The 16,281-nt window shown below is 67.6% G+C and carries 16 protein-coding genes; 6 read left to right on the forward strand and 10 right to left on the reverse strand.

Features of this window, described 5'->3' with window-relative positions:
• Positions 1-6: 6 nt before the first annotated feature.
• From HNP46_RS03485 to HNP46_RS03500, 4 genes are all read right to left on the reverse strand, one after another.
• Positions 7-2,100 (reverse strand): 3-hydroxyacyl-CoA dehydrogenase NAD-binding domain-containing protein, encoded by a 2,094-nt coding sequence (locus tag HNP46_RS03485; protein ID WP_184586123.1) that lies wholly within the window; start codon positions 2,098-2,100, stop codon positions 7-9.
• 465 nt (positions 2,101-2,565) lie between these two features.
• Positions 2,566-3,915 (reverse strand): DUF1329 domain-containing protein, encoded by a 1,350-nt coding sequence (locus HNP46_RS03490; RefSeq protein ID WP_184586124.1) that lies wholly within the window; start codon positions 3,913-3,915, stop codon positions 2,566-2,568.
• A gap of 11 nt (positions 3,916-3,926) precedes the next feature.
• Entirely contained in the window at positions 3,927-5,750 is a 1,824-nt protein-coding gene (locus tag HNP46_RS03495) for a DUF1302 domain-containing protein (RefSeq protein ID WP_260403075.1), read from the reverse strand.
• A 110-nt stretch (positions 5,751-5,860) separates the two neighbouring features.
• Positions 5,861-6,700 (reverse strand): AraC family transcriptional regulator ligand-binding domain-containing protein, encoded by an 840-nt coding sequence (locus tag HNP46_RS03500; RefSeq protein ID WP_184586125.1) that lies wholly within the window; start codon positions 6,698-6,700, stop codon positions 5,861-5,863.
• Between the two features lie 96 nt (positions 6,701-6,796).
• Here HNP46_RS03500 and HNP46_RS03505 point away from each other — a divergent pair, with 96 nt between their 5' ends.
• The gene (locus tag HNP46_RS03505) at positions 6,797-7,723 is read left to right on the forward strand and encodes a LysR family transcriptional regulator (protein ID WP_184586126.1); all 927 of its coding nucleotides are present in this window, start codon (positions 6,797-6,799) and stop codon (positions 7,721-7,723) included.
• 312 nt (positions 7,724-8,035) lie between these two features.
• Here HNP46_RS03505 and HNP46_RS03510 read toward each other — a convergent pair whose 3' ends face one another.
• Positions 8,036-8,950 carry a LysR family transcriptional regulator gene (locus tag HNP46_RS03510; RefSeq protein ID WP_184586127.1) on the reverse strand — a complete coding sequence of 305 codons (915 nt, stop codon included), beginning with the start codon at positions 8,948-8,950 and terminating at the stop codon, positions 8,036-8,038.
• A gap of 201 nt (positions 8,951-9,151) precedes the next feature.
• Here HNP46_RS03510 and HNP46_RS03515 point away from each other — a divergent pair, with 201 nt between their 5' ends.
• Positions 9,152-10,102 (forward strand): alpha/beta fold hydrolase, encoded by a 951-nt coding sequence (locus HNP46_RS03515; protein WP_184586128.1) that lies wholly within the window; start codon positions 9,152-9,154, stop codon positions 10,100-10,102.
• 68 nt (positions 10,103-10,170) lie between these two features.
• Positions 10,171-11,199: an AraC family transcriptional regulator gene (locus tag HNP46_RS03520; protein WP_184586129.1), complete on the forward strand. Its 1,029-nt coding sequence runs from the start codon at positions 10,171-10,173 to the stop codon at positions 11,197-11,199.
• Position 11,200: 1 nt separating this feature from the next.
• Here the strand turns inward: HNP46_RS03520 and HNP46_RS03525 are convergent, their stop codons facing one another.
• Together HNP46_RS03525 and HNP46_RS03530 are read right to left on the reverse strand one after the other, a co-directional pair.
• Positions 11,201-11,656, reverse strand: coding sequence for a GNAT family N-acetyltransferase (locus HNP46_RS03525; RefSeq protein WP_184586130.1), 456 nt, complete (start codon positions 11,654-11,656; stop codon positions 11,201-11,203).
• A 43-nt stretch (positions 11,657-11,699) separates the two neighbouring features.
• Entirely contained in the window at positions 11,700-12,617 is a 918-nt protein-coding gene (locus HNP46_RS03530; RefSeq protein WP_184586131.1) for a LysR family transcriptional regulator, read from the reverse strand.
• Positions 12,618-12,714: 97 nt separating this feature from the next.
• Between HNP46_RS03530 and HNP46_RS03535 the strand changes: the two genes are divergently transcribed.
• Positions 12,715-13,002: a DUF2218 domain-containing protein gene (locus HNP46_RS03535; protein ID WP_184586132.1), complete on the forward strand. Its 288-nt coding sequence runs from the start codon at positions 12,715-12,717 to the stop codon at positions 13,000-13,002.
• Positions 13,003-13,244: 242 nt separating this feature from the next.
• Here HNP46_RS03535 and HNP46_RS03540 read toward each other — a convergent pair whose 3' ends face one another.
• Both HNP46_RS03540 and HNP46_RS03545 read right to left on the reverse strand, forming a co-directional pair.
• Positions 13,245-13,526 carry a type II toxin-antitoxin system RelE/ParE family toxin gene (locus tag HNP46_RS03540; RefSeq protein ID WP_184586133.1) on the reverse strand — a complete coding sequence of 94 codons (282 nt, stop codon included), beginning with the start codon at positions 13,524-13,526 and terminating at the stop codon, positions 13,245-13,247.
• Complete coding sequence (locus HNP46_RS03545) at positions 13,523-13,750, reverse strand: CopG family ribbon-helix-helix protein (RefSeq protein WP_184586134.1); 228 nt, start codon at positions 13,748-13,750, stop codon at positions 13,523-13,525. Before HNP46_RS03545 ends, HNP46_RS03540 begins: the two co-directional genes overlap by 4 nt.
• 240 nt (positions 13,751-13,990) lie before the next feature.
• Here HNP46_RS03545 and speB point away from each other — a divergent pair, with 240 nt between their 5' ends.
• Together speB and HNP46_RS03555 are read left to right on the forward strand one after the other, a co-directional pair.
• Positions 13,991-14,947: an agmatinase gene (gene speB, locus HNP46_RS03550; protein WP_184586135.1), complete on the forward strand. Its 957-nt coding sequence runs from the start codon at positions 13,991-13,993 to the stop codon at positions 14,945-14,947.
• Between the two features lie 75 nt (positions 14,948-15,022).
• Positions 15,023-15,949, forward strand: coding sequence for a LysR family transcriptional regulator (locus HNP46_RS03555; protein ID WP_184586136.1), 927 nt, complete (start codon positions 15,023-15,025; stop codon positions 15,947-15,949).
• 5 nt (positions 15,950-15,954) lie between these two features.
• Here the strand turns inward: HNP46_RS03555 and HNP46_RS03560 are convergent, their stop codons facing one another.
• A complete protein-coding gene (locus tag HNP46_RS03560) occupies positions 15,955-16,260 on the reverse strand; it encodes a hypothetical protein (RefSeq protein ID WP_184586137.1) in 306 nt (101 codons plus the stop codon).
• Positions 16,261-16,281: the final 21 nt, after the last annotated feature.

The following is a 16,281-nucleotide window of genomic DNA, read 5'->3' on the forward strand; positions in this document are numbered from 1 at the left end:
GACTCCTCAGAGATCGGCGAAGCGGCGGCCTTCGGCCACCAGGCGTTCGAGTAGCGGTGCGGGCTGCCACCAGGCGCCCAGGCGCTGGTGGAACTCGCGGATTCGTTCGAGCACGCGGGCGAGGCCCACGCTGTCGGCATAGAACAGCGGGCCGCCGCGCCAGGTGGGGAAGCCGTAGCCGTTGACGAAGATCACGTCGACGTCGCTGGCGCGCTGGGCGATGCCTTCGTCGAGGATGTTGGCGGCCTCGTTGATCAGCGCGTAGACGCAGCGCTGGACGATTTCCTCATCGCTGACCGGCGCGCGGGTGATGCCGCGTGCGGCAGCGGCCTGCTCCAGCATGGCCGGCAGCGCCGGGTTGTCCTGGGCGGCGCGGCCGCCTTCGCCGTACTGGTAGAAGCCGGTGCCGGTCTTCTGCCCGAGCATGCCGGCGGCGATCAGGTGATCGAGCACCGTGGGCAGGGTCTGGCCGGGCTTGAGGTGCGGCCGCTGGCGCGAGCGGATCGCGTGGCTGATGTCCAGACCGGACATGTCGCGCACCGCCAGCGGCCCCATGGCCATGCCGAAGGCGCGCAGCGCGCGGTCCACCTGCGCCGGTGTGGCGCCCTCCTCCAGGAGGAATTCGGCCTGGCGGCCGTACTGGAAGATCATGCGGTTGCCGACGAAGCCGTCGCACACGCCGACCACCACCGAGACCTTCTTCAGCTTCTTGCCCAGCTGCATGGACGTGGCGAGCACGGCAGCGCTGGTGGCCTTGCCACGCACCACTTCGAGCAGGCGCATGACGTTGGCCGGGCTGAAGAAGTGCAGGCCGACCACGTCCTGCGGACGCTTCGTGAAGGCGGCGATCTGGTTGAGGTCCAGCGAGGAAGTATTGCTGGCGAGGATCGCACCGGGCTTGCACACGGCATCCAGCTGTTCGAAGACCTGGCGCTTCACCTCCAGGCTTTCGAACACCGCCTCGACCACCACGTCGGCATCGCCCAGCGCGGCGTAGTCGAGCACGCCGCTGATCAGGGCCATGCGCCGCTCCATCTCCCCAGCGTCGAGGCTGCCACGCGCCACGCTGGCGGCGTAGAGGCTGCGAGAGCGGTCGAGGCCGCGTTGCAGGGCTTCTTCATTCACTTCCAGCAGTTGCACCGGGATGCCGGCATTGGCGAAGCACAGCAGGATGCCGACGCCCATGGTGCCGCCACCGATGACGGCGGCGCGGCGGATGTCCCGTGGCTGCACATCGGCATCCAGGCCATCGACCTTGGCGGCTTCGCGTTCGGCGAAGAAGGCGTGAATCAGCGCCGCGCGCTGCGGCGATTCCATGCACTGCATGAACAGCTCGCGCTCGCGCACCAGGCCTTCGCGCAACGGCAACTGTGTCGCCGCTTCCACTGCATCGATGCAGCGCAGCGGGGAGAACTGGCCGGGCAGACGCTTCTGCACTTCGCCGCGCTTGTGGGCGATCAGCTCGGCGAGGCCGTCTTCCTGCACGCGCTCGTTGCGCTCGCCGGTGCGGCGCGGGCCTTTGCCGTCGGCCAGCAGGCGCTGGGCGAAGGCGAGGCCGGCGTCGCTGAGATCGCCGTCGAACAGTTCGTCGACGACATGGCATTCGAGCGCTTCGGGGGCGCGGATCGGCGTGCCGGAGACGATCATGTCCAGGGCCTTTTCCACCCCGGCCAGGCGCGGCAGGCGCTGGGTGCCGCCGGCGCCGGGGAGCAGGCCGAGCTTCACTTCCGGCAGGCCGACCTGGGCGTCGCGACGGGCGATGCGGTAGTGGCAGGCCAGGGCGACTTCCAGCCCGCCGCCCAGCGCGGTGCCGTGGATGACGGCGACGCTGGGCTTGCTCGCGCCTTCGAGGATGTCGACCACTTCGGGCAGGGACGGCGCCTGCGGCGGCTTGCCGAACTCGCGGATATCGGCGCCGGCCATGAAGGTGCGCCCGGCGCACACCAGCACCACGGCGCGCACCTGCGGATCGGCCTCGGCCTGCTGGAAGGCGGCGAGCAGCCCGGCGCGAACGGGCTGTCCGAGGGCGTTCACCGGTGGGTTGTCGACCGTCACCAGGGCAATCTCGCCCCGGCGTTCGAGCTGTACCACATCTGACATGCTGGACTCCGTCTGGTCTTGTTATCACGGAAGCGTTGCAATGGAATGTTGTTCCGCTGTGCAGAATACGATGTTGAATTTTTCTTGTCGAGTAGCGATGCCGACCGGGCTCTTGTAGGAGCGAGCTTGCTCGCGAACCGCGCAGCTCCGGTGCTCCCGAGGGTATTGGTTGGCGAGCAAGCCCGCTCCTACAGGATGGGCGCCGGCACGGGGGCTGGCCCTCACCCCAGCCCTCTCCCAGGGGGAGAGGGAGCCGTTCGGCGCTCTGTGGTTAGTTCGGCGTTACCGGCGAGTGCTGAACGAACGGCTCGCGCTGGACAGTCCCCTCTCCCTCCGGGAGAGGGTTAGGGTGAGGGGTCGCTCTCCCCAGCAGCAACCCAGCCAAAAACAAAAACGCCCTCTCCGGTACCCGGAGAGGGCGCAAGAGCCCCGGCTACGCCCAGCCGGGGCCAAGGAGCAGAACCCTTACTTGGCCCAGCGCCGCAGGTCCGACGGCGTGTAGTCGCTCATCTTCGCGTGCTGGCCGGTCTTCAGGCCGCTGGTTTCCTCGTTCATCAGGCCGTTGACGAAGTAGCGCCCGCTGATCAGGTCGTAGGCCGCGGCCAGCGCCTCGAAGGTGAACTGCTTGTCGTAGTACGGCATGGCGTGGGACTGGTAGTTGCGCCACAGCTCGCCGCGGCTGTCGTAGTACTCGCCCAGCAGGATGTTCCAGCTGTCCTCGTCGAGGTAGTAACGGCGCTTGCTGTAGATGTGTCGCGCGCCGGGCTTGAGGGTGGCCTCGACGACCCACACGCGGTGCTTCTCGAAGCGCGCGAGGTCCGGGTTGATATGGCCGGTCTTGAGGATGTCGGCGTATTTCACCGAGCGGTCGTAGAGGCGGAAGCTGTTGTAGGGCACGAACAGTTCCTGCTTGCCCACCAGCTTCCAGTCGTAGCGGTCCGGCGCGCCGTTGAAGCCGTCGAGGCTGTCGGCGGTGATCATGCCGTCGCTGTAGCGCGCGCTGTTGTCGTAGGCGATCAGCGGGGCGCGGCGCACCCGGCGCTGGCCGGGGATGTACTGCCAGGCCGCGCGGGGCTCGGCCACCTGGTCCATCGGCTCGTGGCTGAGTACCGCCTCGCCGGAGAGGCGCGCCGGTTCCAGCACGCGGGTCTTGAACAGGTAGAGCAGGTTGGCGTCGGCCGGCAGGTCGTCCACCGTCTCGGCGTAGTTCATCTCGGTCTGCGAGCGCACCAGGGCGTAGACGCCGTTCTCCTTCACGTTGGCCGAGCTGAAGGTGCGTTCCAGGCTGCCGCCGCGGTAACGGGTGACGTGGTTCCAGATCGCCTCGACGCCCTGGGTGGGCAGCGGGAAGGGCACGCCGCGCTGGTAGTCCAGCACGCCGTTGCCGCCGTCGGCGAGTCGGGCCTTGCCGGCGTTGTCGCGGGTGGCGGCGTAGATCGCGTCGGGCAGCCGCGCGCTGCGGTGGCTGGGGTAGACGTTGATCCTGTAGGTGTTGGGGTAGCGCTTGAGCATCGCCTGCTCGCCGGGGCTGAGCCACTGGCTGTACTGTCCGGCGTTGGCCGGGGTGATGGTGAACAGCGGTTTCTCGCCCGCGTAGGGATCGGCATAGCCGCCCTTGGCGTCGACCTTCCCGGCATCGGGTTTCAGGCCGCCGTCCCAGGCGGGGATGCTGCCGTCGGTGTTGGCGGCCTTCTCGGCGCCGACCGGCGTCAGGCTGTTGCCCAGGTCGGCAGCGCTGTTGACTGTGTTGGCGGCTTGGGCGCAGAACGCCAGGCCCATGGCCAGCGCCAGGGCGGAGATTTTCGTAAGGTGCATGGGGCGGTTCCTCAGAAGTCGACCTTGGCGCTGACGCTGTAGAAGTCGCGGTCGTCGAGCGTGCTGTACTTGTTGGAGCCGAAGAAGCTGTTGTAGCCGAACTCCAGGCTGTAATCGTTGAGGTAGTTGAACGCCAGCGAGAGGCCGGCGGCCATCTGCCCTTGCTGGAACGGGCCGCCCGGATCGTAGGAGTAGCCCTCGACGTCGTGGCGGAAGTTCAGCGAGGGCAGCATGTTCACCCCCGGCAGCACGTCGCTGTATTCCAGGCCGGCGCGCAGGCGATAGCCCCAGGACCAGGGCGTGGTGAAGCCGTCGTCGGTGCAGTAGCGGTTGGTCACGCCGCTGGCGGCGGTGTTGCACTTCGTCCCGTTGAGCGGGGCGCTGCGGCCGAAGGCGGAGTTGCGCCCCAGGCGCTCGTCGCCCAGGTCGCCCACGTGCACCACGCCGGCTTCGCCGAGCAGGGTCAGGCGCGTGGCGCCGAGCACGTTGTCGATGATCTGGGTGGCCGACGCGGTCATCTGCCAGACCGGCTTGCGTGCCCAGCCGTCGAGGGTCCGGCCGGTGGTGGAGGCGTTGGCCGGTACGTCATCGATAGCCGAGCTGCCGGACGGGCCGGTGATCATCGCCACGTTCATGTCCGGGCCGTTGTAGGCCACCGGCATGTTCGGCCGGTAGCTCAGCTCCGCCGCCAGCGAGGTGCCCCAGCCGGGCAGCGCGCCGTTGATGCTCATGCCGTAGAGGTGGATGTTCTCCGGGAACGCGGCGGCGTACACCGGCCCCTGCACGCGGCCGATGGGGAAGTTGCCTGGCTTGCTGGTGTCCCGCGCGGTCAGCTCCAGGTAGGGCAGGCGCGCGTGGTAGTTGACGTAGTAGAACGCCGCCTCGGCGTCGTTCAGCGAGCTGATCAGCGTGCGCAGGGCGACGCCCCACTGGCCCTGGTCGGACGGGTCCTGATCATCGCCGTGGGAGGCGTACAGGCCGCTGGCCTGCATCTGCGCGTCGGTCTGCACCTGGCTCAGGTACAGCGGGCCGCAGCCGGGCTGGATGGCGTCGCTGGTGGCGAAGAAGGTGCCGCAGCCATCCATCACGCTGGGTCGCCAGTTGTACTGGTAGAAGCCTTCCAGGTTGACCCGGTCGGTCAGGCCGAGGTTGAAGGAGAGCATCTCCACCGGCAGCTGGCCTTCCTTGATGTCCACGCCGGGCTTGTTGAAGGCGCTGTAGTCCAGCGGGTTGATCACGTTGATGCCGTTCTGGATCAGGATCGCCTCGCCCCAGGACAGCACCTGCTTGCCCAGCTTGAGGTTGAGCGGGTGTTCGTCGAGGTCGAAGTCCTTCCACAGGTAGGCGTCCAGCGTGTCGAAGCCGTGGAAGCGCGCCAGGGTCGGCCAGCCGCTGTCGTTGAAGTCCTTGAAGCGGCCATCGCCGGTTTCGTAGGCGTGGTCGTACCAGTACTTGAAGCGGACGAAGGCGCCCTGCCCCTGGCCTTCCAGACTGAAGTCGGTGAGGCCCTTGAACATCTGCGAGATGGGGTCGCCCTTCCTGAAGTTCAGGCGGTTGTCGTCGGCGCTCACGCTGCTGCCGTCGGCGTTATCGATGTGCTGCGCCTGGACCGCGTTGGCGTGGGTCATCAGGTGCCGGTTCGGGTCCTGTGCGGACCAGCTGGCGCCCAGGCTCAGGGTGGTCTTGGTCGACAGGCTCCAGTCGTCGTTCAGCTCGAAGGTGGTGGCCTGCGCAGGAATCGCGCCGCCGACAGCGAGGGCAAGCAGGAGAGGTGTGCAGTGTTGGCGCCGCCCCAGAGACGGAATGGGGGCAGGGGCCGGATGGATTCTTGTCATTATGGGCTCCGGTTGGTTTTACCGCGGGCCCACCATGCCTGGCGCAGGCTTTGGGGCCGCAAGCCGGGCAAGACAAAAACCGATCATGCGGCGCCGCGCCGCGCGTTGCCTCAGGAATGCCCCAGGCGGAACTGCTTGGGGGTGATGCCGAAGCGCTTGCGGAAGGCACGGATGAAATTGCCGCTCTGCCGGTAGCCGATGCGCTCGGCGATGCGCTCGATGGGCTGGTCCGAGGAGCGCAGCCAGATGCGCGCCAGGCTCAGCCCGTCGCCCTCCCCGGCCTCCCGTACGCCGCCCCACTGGCGGCGCAGGCTCTGGTAGAGGAATTCGTTGGCGCCGGGCAACGGTGTGTCCAGTTGCGCGCTGGGCAACGAGAGGAAGGGCGAGTCCGTCCGCCGCCAGGGCACGCCCCATTGCGCCAGGACTTCGCCGCAGCGCTGGCGCGGGCCGATGCCCACTTCGAGGAACAGCTCCCGTGGCGTGCTGCCGACCCGCCGGGCGATATTGCGCACCAGGGTCAGCACGGCCGCGTCCAGGCCGAAGTGGTGCAGCTCGCGGTCCACCGGGCTGAGGTGCAGCCGGGTGGCGTCGCCCTCCTGGGCGAGCCGCACCTCGACGCAGTTGGTCACCGTTGGCACGTGCTCGCAGAAAGCGGCCAGGCTGGCGCCCAGGGTCGGCGCCGAGTCCAGCAGGATGTTCAGCCCCTGCAGACAATGGGTGGCCATGCCGTTGACCAGCTCGCAGCCGAACTGCGGATTGCCGCTGGCGCGCTCGCACTCCCTCCAGAGCAACTCCACCTGGGCTGCCGGAATGCGCGCGCGGTGGTTGGCCAGCAGCGCTTCGGCGATGCCGGCATGGGCGCGCAGCTCGACGGCGCTCAGGCCGAGCCGCGCGGCGTGCAGCAGGATGGTGCTGGCAAAGGCACTGGAAGCGAACAGCAGAGGCGACATGGCGGTGCACCGCAGCAGAGACCGGTTTACTAGATCAGCTCGCTCTGCTATCCATCAAATTCATTCGACTCAACACTTTGATGCATGGAGCGCATGATGGAGCTGAGACAACTTCGCCACCTGGTCGCCCTTGCCGACTTCCAGAACTTCCAGCGCGCCGCCGATGCCATCGGTCTGAGCCAGTCGGCGCTGAGCCGCAGCATCCAGACCCTGGAGCGCGACCTGGATTGCGAGCTGGTGGACCGCCAGAGTCGCGACTTCCGCCTCACCGGCCAGGGCCAGCTGGTGCTGCAGCACGCGCGCCGCCTGCTGGCCGGCAGCCGCTCGCTGCGCAACGAGCTGGAGCAGTACAACGGCCTGAATGCCGGCGAGCTGCGCTTCGGTTGCGGCCCCTACCCTGCCCAGTTGCTGGTGCCCGAGGCGATGGCGGACTTCATCCGCGCGCACCCGGCCATCGACGTCGGCTTTCTGATGGGCGACTGGGAGCAGATGGCCCAGCTGCTCAAGGAACAACAGGTGGAATTCTTCGTCGGCGACGCCCGTGGCTTCGCTGGCGATCCGGACTACGACGTGCGCTGGATGGACCTGCGACCGGGGCGCTTCTTCTGCCGTGTCGACCACCCTCTGGCCGGGCGGCATTCGCTGAAGCTCGGCGAGCTGCTCGACTATCCGCGGGTGGGCACGCGTATCCCGCCGCCGCTGCGCAAGGTGCTGGCCGAGGTGATCGGCGAGCGGGATTTCCACATGAACATCGAGTGCGCGCAGTTCGCCGCCATCCTGCATATCGTTGCGCGCTCCGACGCGGTCGGCCTGGCGGCGGTGGAAGCGCTGCATGCGCCGGTGCAGCGCGGTGAAGTGGCGTTGCTGACGATCACCGACGTACCCCAGGATCGCCCCGAACTGCGCCTGCACTACGGCATCGTCAGCCGCGCCGGTTTCGGCCTTTCGCCGGCGGCGCAGGCGATGATCGAGGCGATCCTGGCGGCGGATGAGCGTTTGCCGCGTGGCGTTCTTGCCTCGTGACGGGGCGCCCTCGGAATTGCGCCGTACTTTGCTGAGAGGCAACTGCCTCAGACTGTGAGTCCGCGCCCGCTCTTCCCCCTCACCCCAGCCCTCTCCCTCAGGGAGAGGGGGCAATCCGTGCCGGCTGATGACGTGGATTAATCCTGCACCGGACCAGTCCCCTCTCCCTCTGGGAGAAGGTTAGGGTGAGGACAGGCCCTTGCGCCGAACTCCTCGCAGGAGCGAACTCCGTCCGCGAAAGGCTCGCCGCGCGCCGAATGTCGATTGCGGACGGAGTCCGCTCCTACGCCCACTGATGCCCAGAAGCGGCCATCAACGCTGCGCGCCCACCTGCCGCGGCAACTGCCGCAGGCCGGCGAAGGCCCGCTGCACGTCGCGGATGGCGCGTTCCATGGCCTGCTCGAAGCGGTAGCGATTCTCCACGTACAGGCACAGTGCGATGCGCACCGGCTGCTCCAGCGGCAGCGGACTCTGGCGCAGGCCGAGCAGCTCGGCGACGCGGCTGGGCAGGGTCAGGCCGTAGGGTCGCTGGTCAGCGACCAGCCGCGCGGCCAGGGCGCTCTGCATGGTCAGCGCGATGTGCCGGCGCTGGCCGCGCAGGCCCAGTTCCAGGTCGATGGGAGCCAGGCCGTCACGGCGCTGGGACACCTGGATCTGCGGCAGCTTCAGGTAGTCCTCCCGCGTGCGTGGCGGCTGCGCCAGGGCCTCGCCATGGGCGAAGACGTACTCGTCCTCCAGCAGCGGCAGCTTGCGCAGGCCGCACTGCTGGGAGAGCGGCTGGTCGATGTCGATCAGCAGGTCGAGTTTGCCACTGCTGAGCTCCTGCAGCGCTTCGCGACGGCGGCTCTGGTAGAAGCGCGGCTGCCAGTCGAAGTCGGGACTTTCCAGCAGCGCCTCCAGCAGGGTTGGCTGGAACACTTCGGGACAGCTGATGCGTAGCGCGCGCGCCGACGCTGGCGCGTGGGCGGCGGGCGTGTGATTGAGGGCTTCGCGCAGGCTGTCCAGCGCCTCGCGGATCGACCCGGACAAGCGATGCGCCACCAGGGTCGGCGCCACGCCCAGATGGGTCTTGATGAACAGCGGGTCGTCGCACAGCTGGCGCAGTGCATTGCTCATCGCCGGCTGGGTCAGGCCCATGACCTCGGCGGCGCGGGTGATGCTGCGCTGGTGGTAGATGGCGTCGAAGGCCAGCAGCAGGTTGAGGTCCAGTTGGCGAAGATCGAGCATGGCGGATACCGCGGTGTGCGCTGAAACGAGCGACGCATGCTAGTGACCGCCCTGCCCCGCGCTGCCAGCCGCACAGGACAATTTCCGATCATGCCGTCGCTGCGCCGACGAGCGTGGTTCGGGCATTCGCCCGGTGAATGCGTTCGGCCCAAGCGCGGAGGCTTGGCATAGTGGCCTTCATCACTCGCAAAGGGGCGCGCCATGAACGAGTTCGAACACCAGTTGCTGGCGGTCAATGGCATCCAGCTGAGCCTCTACAGTGGCGGCCCGGCCGACGGTAAACCGGTGTGGCTGCTGCATGGCTTCCCCGAGTGCTGGCACTCCTGGCAACACCAGATGCGCGCCCTTATCGCCGCCGGTTACCGCGTGTTCGCCCCGGAGATGCGCGGCTACGGCCAGACCAGCGCGCCCGAGGCGGTGGATGCCTATGATGTGCTCACGCTCTGCGCGGATATCCAGGGCGCCATGGACGCCCTGGGCCATGAGCGGGTGGCCATGGTCGGCCACGACTGGGGCGCGCCGGTGGCCTGGCACCTGGCGCTGCTGGAGCCGCAGCGCGTCGAGGTGCTGACCACGCTGTCGGTGCCCTTCGCCGGCCGTGCCAAGCGCCCGCCCGTGGAGATCATGCGCGAGGTGTTCGCCGGCAAGTTCTTCTACATCCTCTACTTCCAGCAGCCCGGCCGCGCCGAGGCGGAGCTGGATGCAGACGTGGCGCTGACCCTGCGCCACTTCCTCGGCGACAACGTACGCCTGGCACCGGACCAGTCGCCGGACGGTCGCCTGTTCGACGGGCTGCCGCCGCCCCCGGAACACCCGGCCTGGTGCAACGCCGAAGACTTCCAGTACTACGTGCGGACCTTCGCGGGACGTGGCTTCCACGGTGCGCTGAACTGGTACCGCAACTTCGAGCGCAGCTGGCAGCGCAGCGAGTCGCTGGTGGGGCGCAAGGTCGAGCAGCCGACGCTGTTCCTGATCGGCGACCGCGACCCCGTCGGGCGCTTCGAGGCCTATACCATCCAGCGCATGCCCGAGCATGTGCCGAAGCTGGAGCAGCACGTGCTGGAGAACTGCGGCCACTGGATCCAGAGCCAGCAGCCGCAGCGGGTCAACGCGCTGCTGCTGGACTTCCTCGCCCGCCACTACCGGGCCTGAGCTGACTTGTGGGTGGGCGAGGCAATGCGTAAGGTCAGCCGGCCAGCCCCGTCGAGCCTTCGCAAGCCATGAGCGTTCGCCCCGCCGATCCGTCCAACGCCTTCTACGCGCCGACCCTGTTGCCGGCCATGGAAGAGCTGTTGTCGCGCGGCATTCCGGGCGCGGAGCTGGAAGCCTGCTTTCGCCGTTCGCTGCTGGAGTTGCGCACGCCGCTGGTGCGCGTGCCGCTGTTCCTCTCGCGGCGCTTCTGGGACCTGGCCGAGCAGGCCAGCGGCGAAGCGGCCATCGGCCTGCTGGCGGGCAAGCGCTTTGCCTCGACGCTGACCAACGGGCTGACCTACCAGTTCGACGTGGCGCCGACGCTCGAATCCGCCTGCCGCTATTTCTGCGAATACTTCCCCTACTTCAACGGCTCGCTGCGTGCGGACCTGCGCGAGAACGAGGGGGAGGTCGCGCTGGTACTCAGCGAACAGGGTGCGCTGCTTTCCGGCCGGCAGAGCCGCGAGTACACGGTGCTGGGCATCTGCAGCCTGCTGCGGCGCAAGCTGCTGGCCAGCGGCATCGACCAGGACCCGCTGCTGGGGATCGATCTGCCGGGGCCGGCGCCGGCCACTGCGCAGGTGCATGAACAGGCGTTGCGCGTGCCGCTGACATGGGGCGCGCCGGAGGTCGTGCTGCACCTGGCGCCCGAGTTGTTCCGCCACCCGTTGTCCCCCGCCAATGCGGAGCTGGAAGGCACCCTGGTGGCGCTGCTGGACCAGGCGCGCAGCCAGACCCAGAGTACGTTGCTGGACGAGGCGGCCGACTACATCGCCCGCGAATTGCCCCAGGGCGCGAGCTTCCAGTCCTTCTGCGAGGGGCGCCACCTCACCGAGCGCACCGCCGCGCGCCGATTGCTCGGCCAGGGCTGGCGCTACAGCGAGTTGCTGGACGAACAGCGCCGTTACCGGGCGCTGGACCTGTTGGAGGAGTCGGCGCTGTCGCTCGCGCAGATCACCGACCAGCTCGGCTACGGCGACCTGCAGAGCTTCTCCCGCGCCTTCGGCCGCTGGTATGGCACCAGCCCGGGCGCATGGCGCGAGAACCTGCCGCGCTGACTCAGGCGTTGCGGCGCATGCCGATGTGCGGGATGTCGTCTTCCAGGTAGACCTCGGTCACCGGGGCGAAGCCGTAGCGACCGTAATAGCCCTGCAGGTGCGCCTGGGCCGACAGGTAGACCGGCAGCCCCGGCCAGCGTTGGGCGATGGCCTGCAGCGCCTGCTCCATGAGCTGGTGGCCCAGGCCGGTACCGCGGCCCTGCGGGGCGATCACCACGCGGCCGATGACCACGTCGCCCTCGTGGCGCTGCGGGTCCAGCAGGCGCAGGTAGCCGATCAGCTGGCCGCCTTCCTTCACCATCAGGTGGCAGGTGTCGCCTTCCAGGTCGAGGCCGTCGACTTCCTGATAGGGGCACTTCTGCTCCACCACGAAGACTTCGGTGCGCAGTTGCAGGAAGGCGTAGAGCTCTTCCTTGGTCAGGTCGCTGTGGTGCTTGCAGGTCCAGTTCAGGGCCATGTCGTGTTCACTCCGGTCATCGAGGCGAGCATGGTAGCGCGCCTCAGACCGGCGCGTGGAAGCGCAGTGTGGTCGAGCCGCCCAGGTGCCGGCGCAGCGCCTCGATGGCGACCTTCACCTTGGCCGGCTGGGCGTCGCGGCGCGGGGTAACGGCGTAGATGCCGAACGGCGGCAGCGACCATTCCGGCAGCAGCCGTACCAGCCTGCCCTCCTCCAGCGCCTCGCGCACTTCCGGCTCCGGCTGGCAGGACACGCCCAGGCCATCGAGGGTGAACTGGCGCAGGGCGATCATGCTGTTGGCCGCTACTCGCGGCTCCAGGCGCAACTTGCAGCCCTCTCCGCCCGGCCCGCTGAAGTTCAGGAAGCCCTGGTGCGCCACGGTGTTCAACGCCAGCCAGTCCATGCCCTGCAACTGCTGCGGATGGTCGATGGCCGGCAGGCGCCGCAGGTAGGCGGGAGCGGCGCAGATGATGTTGTTCCACTCCGCCAGGTGCCGCGCCACCAGGCTGGAATCGGACAGGCTGCCGACGCGGATGGCGAGGTCGATGCGCTGCTCGATCAGGTCGATCTGCTCGTCATGGAAGAACAGCTGCAGGCGCAGCTGACGGTGATTCTCCAGCAGCGGGCGCAGTGCCTCGGTGATCAGCTTGCCGGAGAAGCCCACGGGCGCCGCCAGGCGCAGTTCGCCCACGGGCGCCTCGCGCCATTCGCCCAGGCGCTGCTCGGCCTCCTCGGCGATCGCCAGCATCTGCGCACAGCTGCGGTAGAAGGCCTCTCCCGCTTCGGTCAGCGTCAGTTTGCGGGTGGTACGGTGCAGCAGCGTCACCTGGGCGTGGGCTTCGAGCTTGCGGATCTGCTGGCTGACCGCCGAGGGCGTCATCCCCAGCGCTTCGGCCGCCGCGGCCATGGAGCCGCGGGCGACCACAGTGGCGAACACCGCCATGCCGCGAAGATTGTCCATTGTGAAGCTCCGCTAAAGAGTGAAAGGCAAAATAGCGGGTTTTTCCCTTGATTGCCGCAGCCTAGGATGTCATCTCCCAAAATGGAGAAGAGACAAGATGCCTGCGAGCCATGCCACCGTCGCCACCCCGGAAGCCGCCAAGTACCTCAAGCGGCTGTGCAACCACTTCGCCCACAAGCTGCCGGTCGAGCTGACCGAAGAGCGCGGCGTACTGACCTTCGATTTCGGCACCTGCCGCCTGCAGGCCACCGCTGAAGAGCTGCAACTGCAAGCCGAAGCCGCCACCGCGGAAAGCCTCGAGCGCCTGCAGAGCGTGGTGGTCAGCCACCTCGATCGATTCGCCTGGAAAGAAGGCCAACTGCCGGTGAACTGGCAAGCGGCCTGACGTCGCTGCGCAAAAAGCGCAAAACGAAAAAACCCGGCCAAGGCCGGGTTTTTTGTTGCCTGGAAAAAGCCAGGCGGCGCCGAGATTTCGTGACTATATCTCAGTCATTCGATCATGTTCTGGCCGATCCTGTGGGATCGAATAGCTAAATGACCAAAAGAAATAACCATGATCTTTTGATCGCTTTTTGATCGAATCATAAAGTCAATACTTTGAAACATCTTGTAACCGTGTGGCCACTTTTACCCCGAGTTATCCACACGGTCGATGCGCAAAATCTGCACAGAACGGCCCTTTACCCGGAAAGCGGCCTGGTACGGCCAGCGCTCCACCGGCAATTCGCGTACGCCGGGCACCTCGCTGGGCACTCCACCGCTGCTTAGCTCCAGGTTCGCCAGCGGGCTCACCTGCTCGACGATGTCCTGGATGGCCCGCAGCGCCTTTTCCGGGCCGATCAGCACGACGTAGTGGTCGTAGATGGCGTCCAGGTCGGCCGCGGCCTTGTGCGTCCACTGCAGGCTCATGCCAGGCCCCACTTGGCTTCGATGACGGCGTGTTCCAGCAGATGGCCGGCATCGGCGTCCGCCATCCCTTCATCGATGGCCGCCACGTGCCAGCTCTGCCGCTCCAGGTACTGCGCCAGGGCCTGGCGCAGGTGGTACGGGCGGTCCCGGTGGGTGGCGCGGGCCAGTTGGTCCAGCGCCGCCACAAGGGCGTCATCGGCGCGGAACGAGACAACGGTGGTCACTTTTTGAACAGCTCCGTTTACGCTGTATACAGTGTTTACAACGATAACATACGTATACGAATCAAGCGCTTGGCTTGGCGGAGATTTTCCGGAAAAGCTTGCCGCAGCCTTTCTGGCGTGGGCTTTGCGGCGACTTTCGCGCTGGCGAAAGCTGGCTTGCTGCTTCGGGGATTGGCTGGCGGGGGCCGGCATCGCAGGCTGCGACAGGCCTTTCGAGCCGCCACAACAAGGAGAATCTCCATGCCTGATGTCTTCCCACAGCCCCTGGACGCCGCCCAGGTCCCACGCTTCGCCGGTATCCCCAGCTTCATGCGCCTGCCCATCTTCGAGGACCCGGCGCAGCTGGATATCGCCCTGCTCGGCGTGCCCTGGGACGGCGGCACCACCAATCGTGCCGGCGCCCGCCACGGCCCGCGGGAGGTGCGCAACCAGTCGAGCCTGATGCGCAAGGTGCACCATGTCAGCCACATCGCGCCCTATGACCTGCTGCGCATCGGCGACATCGGCGACGCTCCGGTGAACCCCATCGACCTGCTCGACTCGCTCAAGCAGATCGAGGGGTTCTACCGGCGCATCCATGCCGCCGGTACCGTGCCGCTGTCGGTGGGCGGCGACCACCTGGTGACCCTGCCGATCTTCCGCGCTTTGGCGGCCGAGCGGCCCATCGGCATGGTGCATTTCGATGCCCATTCCGACACCAACGACCGCTACTTCGGCGACAATCCCTACACCCACGGCACGCCGTTCCGCCGCGCCATCGAGGAGGGCCTGCTGGACCCGAAGCGCACGGTGCAGATCGGCATCCGCGGTTCGATCTATGACGCCGACGATGAAGCCTTCGCCATCGAGCAGGGCATCCGCGTGATCCACATGGAGGAGTTCGCCGACCTGGGCGTGGAGGCCACGCTGGCCGAGGTTCGCCGGGTAGTCGGGCAGGGCCCGACATACGTCACCTTCGACGTCGACGTACTCGACCCGGCCTTCGCGCCCGGCACCGGCACGCCGGAGATCGGCGGTATGACCACGCTTGAAGCGCAGCACCTGGTCCGTGGCCTGCAGGGGCTCAACCTGATCGGTGCGGACGTGGTGGAAGTCTCGCCGCCGTTCGACCAGGGCGGGGCGACCGCGCTGGTCGGCGCCACCATGCTGTTCGAGCTGCTCTGCGTGCTGGCCGACTCGATCGCCGCACGCCGCTGACCATCGCGGGGGTTCACGGGGCGGCGCGCTCGGCGCTATAACGGAAGGCCTGCGCGCGCCGCCACGAGAACTCCGATGCTGGGCAATCTTTCCGATATCGACCTGCGCCTGCTGCGCACCTTCTGCACGATCGTCGAGGCCGGCGGCTTTACCGCCGCCCAGGTGCGCCTGAACACCAGCCTGTCACGGCTGAGCGTGCTGGTGCGCGACCTCGAACTGCGCCTGGGCTACTCGCTGTGCCGGCGCGGCAGCAGCGGCTTCCAGCTCACCGAGGAAGGCCAGCAGCTGTATGAGGCGGCGCTGGAGCTGTTCGCCGACATCGAGCGCTTCCGCGAGCAGGTGACGGGCCTGGCTGGCCGCGACCGCGAGGTGCTGCAGCTGGGCTGCGTCGACGGTGTGCTGGGCCAGCAATGCTGGCCGCTGCCGCTGGCGATCCGCTTGTTCCGCGAGCGTTATCCGCGGGTGCGCCTGAACCTGCACACCCAGCGCCCGGACGAGCTGGAGAACGCCGTGCTGGAGGAGCGCCTGCAACTGGCCATCGGCGCGTTCCACCATCGGTTGTCGGGCCTGTGCTACCAGTTGCTGTTCCGCGAGCAGCAGAACCTCTATTGCGCCCAGGGGCATCCGTTCTTCGAGCGTGTGCTGGACGAGCCTTCCCTGGAGCAGATCTGCGCGGCCGAGTACGTCGGACGCGGCTACATGGCTGAAAGCCGGCGGCCCCACGGCCTGGTGTTCACTCGCGCGACCAATGCCTACAGCATGGAGGCCATCGCCAACCTGCTGTTCAGCGGCGCCTTCATCGGCTACCTGCCCACCCACTATGCTGCCCAGTGGGTGGCCGACGGGCGCCTGCGGGCGATCCGTCCGACGCAGCTGGCCTTCGTTTCGGAATTCCACTGCGTGACCCGCCAGGGTGCGGAGCCGGGCGAGGTGCCTGGGGCATTCCTCGATGCGCTGGCACGTGCCCAGGCCGAGCTGGGCAGCGGCGAACCGGCCGACTGAGCCCTTTACACCGGCTGGGTGAGCAGCCAGGTGTAGAGCTCCTGCAGCAGGGCATCGCCGGCAGACGAGTCGGCCATCAGGTAGTAGCCCGACCAGTTGTCCCAGCCGCTCCTGAGCATGACGGCGCCCAGGCGGAAATGCGGGCCGATACTGGCATCGAGGGCGCTGCCCATGTGATCGTGCTCGATACCTGACGCACCCCGCGTGTGCAGATGCTCCAGCAAGGCCGGCCACAGGTTGCCGGGATCGTCCTCCATGTCCAGCGACAGGTGGCCCTGGGCAGTCCGGGAGAGCAGCGGCGCGGTGGGCATGGATTCAGCCAGTTCTGACAG

Source organism: Pseudomonas nitroreducens, from assembly GCF_014204515.1.
Classification (GTDB): Bacteria; Pseudomonadota; Gammaproteobacteria; order Pseudomonadales; family Pseudomonadaceae; genus Pseudomonas; species Pseudomonas nitritireducens_A.

What these genes read in the sequence shown, in the direction of transcription:
- HNP46_RS03485 (WP_184586123.1), bottom strand. Translation starts at nt 2,100, where the DNA reads ATGTCAGATGTGGTACAGCTCGAACGCCGGGGCGAGATTGCCCTGGTG.
- HNP46_RS03490 (WP_184586124.1), bottom strand. Translation starts at nt 3,915, where the DNA reads ATGCACCTTACGAAAATCTCCGCCCTGGCGCTGGCCATGGGCCTGGCG.
- HNP46_RS03495 (WP_260403075.1), bottom strand. Translation starts at nt 5,750, where the DNA reads ATGACAAGAATCCATCCGGCCCCTGCCCCCATTCCGTCTCTGGGGCGG.
- HNP46_RS03500 (WP_184586125.1), bottom strand. Translation starts at nt 6,700, where the DNA reads ATGTCGCCTCTGCTGTTCGCTTCCAGTGCCTTTGCCAGCACCATCCTG.
- HNP46_RS03505 (WP_184586126.1), top strand. Translation starts at nt 6,797, where the DNA reads ATGGAGCTGAGACAACTTCGCCACCTGGTCGCCCTTGCCGACTTCCAG.
- HNP46_RS03510 (WP_184586127.1), bottom strand. Translation starts at nt 8,950, where the DNA reads ATGCTCGATCTTCGCCAACTGGACCTCAACCTGCTGCTGGCCTTCGAC.
- HNP46_RS03515 (WP_184586128.1), top strand. Translation starts at nt 9,152, where the DNA reads ATGAACGAGTTCGAACACCAGTTGCTGGCGGTCAATGGCATCCAGCTG.
- HNP46_RS03520 (WP_184586129.1), top strand. Translation starts at nt 10,171, where the DNA reads ATGAGCGTTCGCCCCGCCGATCCGTCCAACGCCTTCTACGCGCCGACC.
- HNP46_RS03525 (WP_184586130.1), bottom strand. Translation starts at nt 11,656, where the DNA reads ATGGCCCTGAACTGGACCTGCAAGCACCACAGCGACCTGACCAAGGAA.
- HNP46_RS03530 (WP_184586131.1), bottom strand. Translation starts at nt 12,617, where the DNA reads ATGGACAATCTTCGCGGCATGGCGGTGTTCGCCACTGTGGTCGCCCGC.
- HNP46_RS03535 (WP_184586132.1), top strand. Translation starts at nt 12,715, where the DNA reads ATGCCTGCGAGCCATGCCACCGTCGCCACCCCGGAAGCCGCCAAGTAC.
- HNP46_RS03540 (WP_184586133.1), bottom strand. Translation starts at nt 13,526, where the DNA reads ATGAGCCTGCAGTGGACGCACAAGGCCGCGGCCGACCTGGACGCCATC.
- speB (WP_184586135.1), top strand. Translation starts at nt 13,991, where the DNA reads ATGCCTGATGTCTTCCCACAGCCCCTGGACGCCGCCCAGGTCCCACGC.
- HNP46_RS03555 (WP_184586136.1), top strand. Translation starts at nt 15,023, where the DNA reads ATGCTGGGCAATCTTTCCGATATCGACCTGCGCCTGCTGCGCACCTTC.
- HNP46_RS03560 (WP_184586137.1), bottom strand. Translation starts at nt 16,260, where the DNA reads ATGCCCACCGCGCCGCTGCTCTCCCGGACTGCCCAGGGCCACCTGTCG.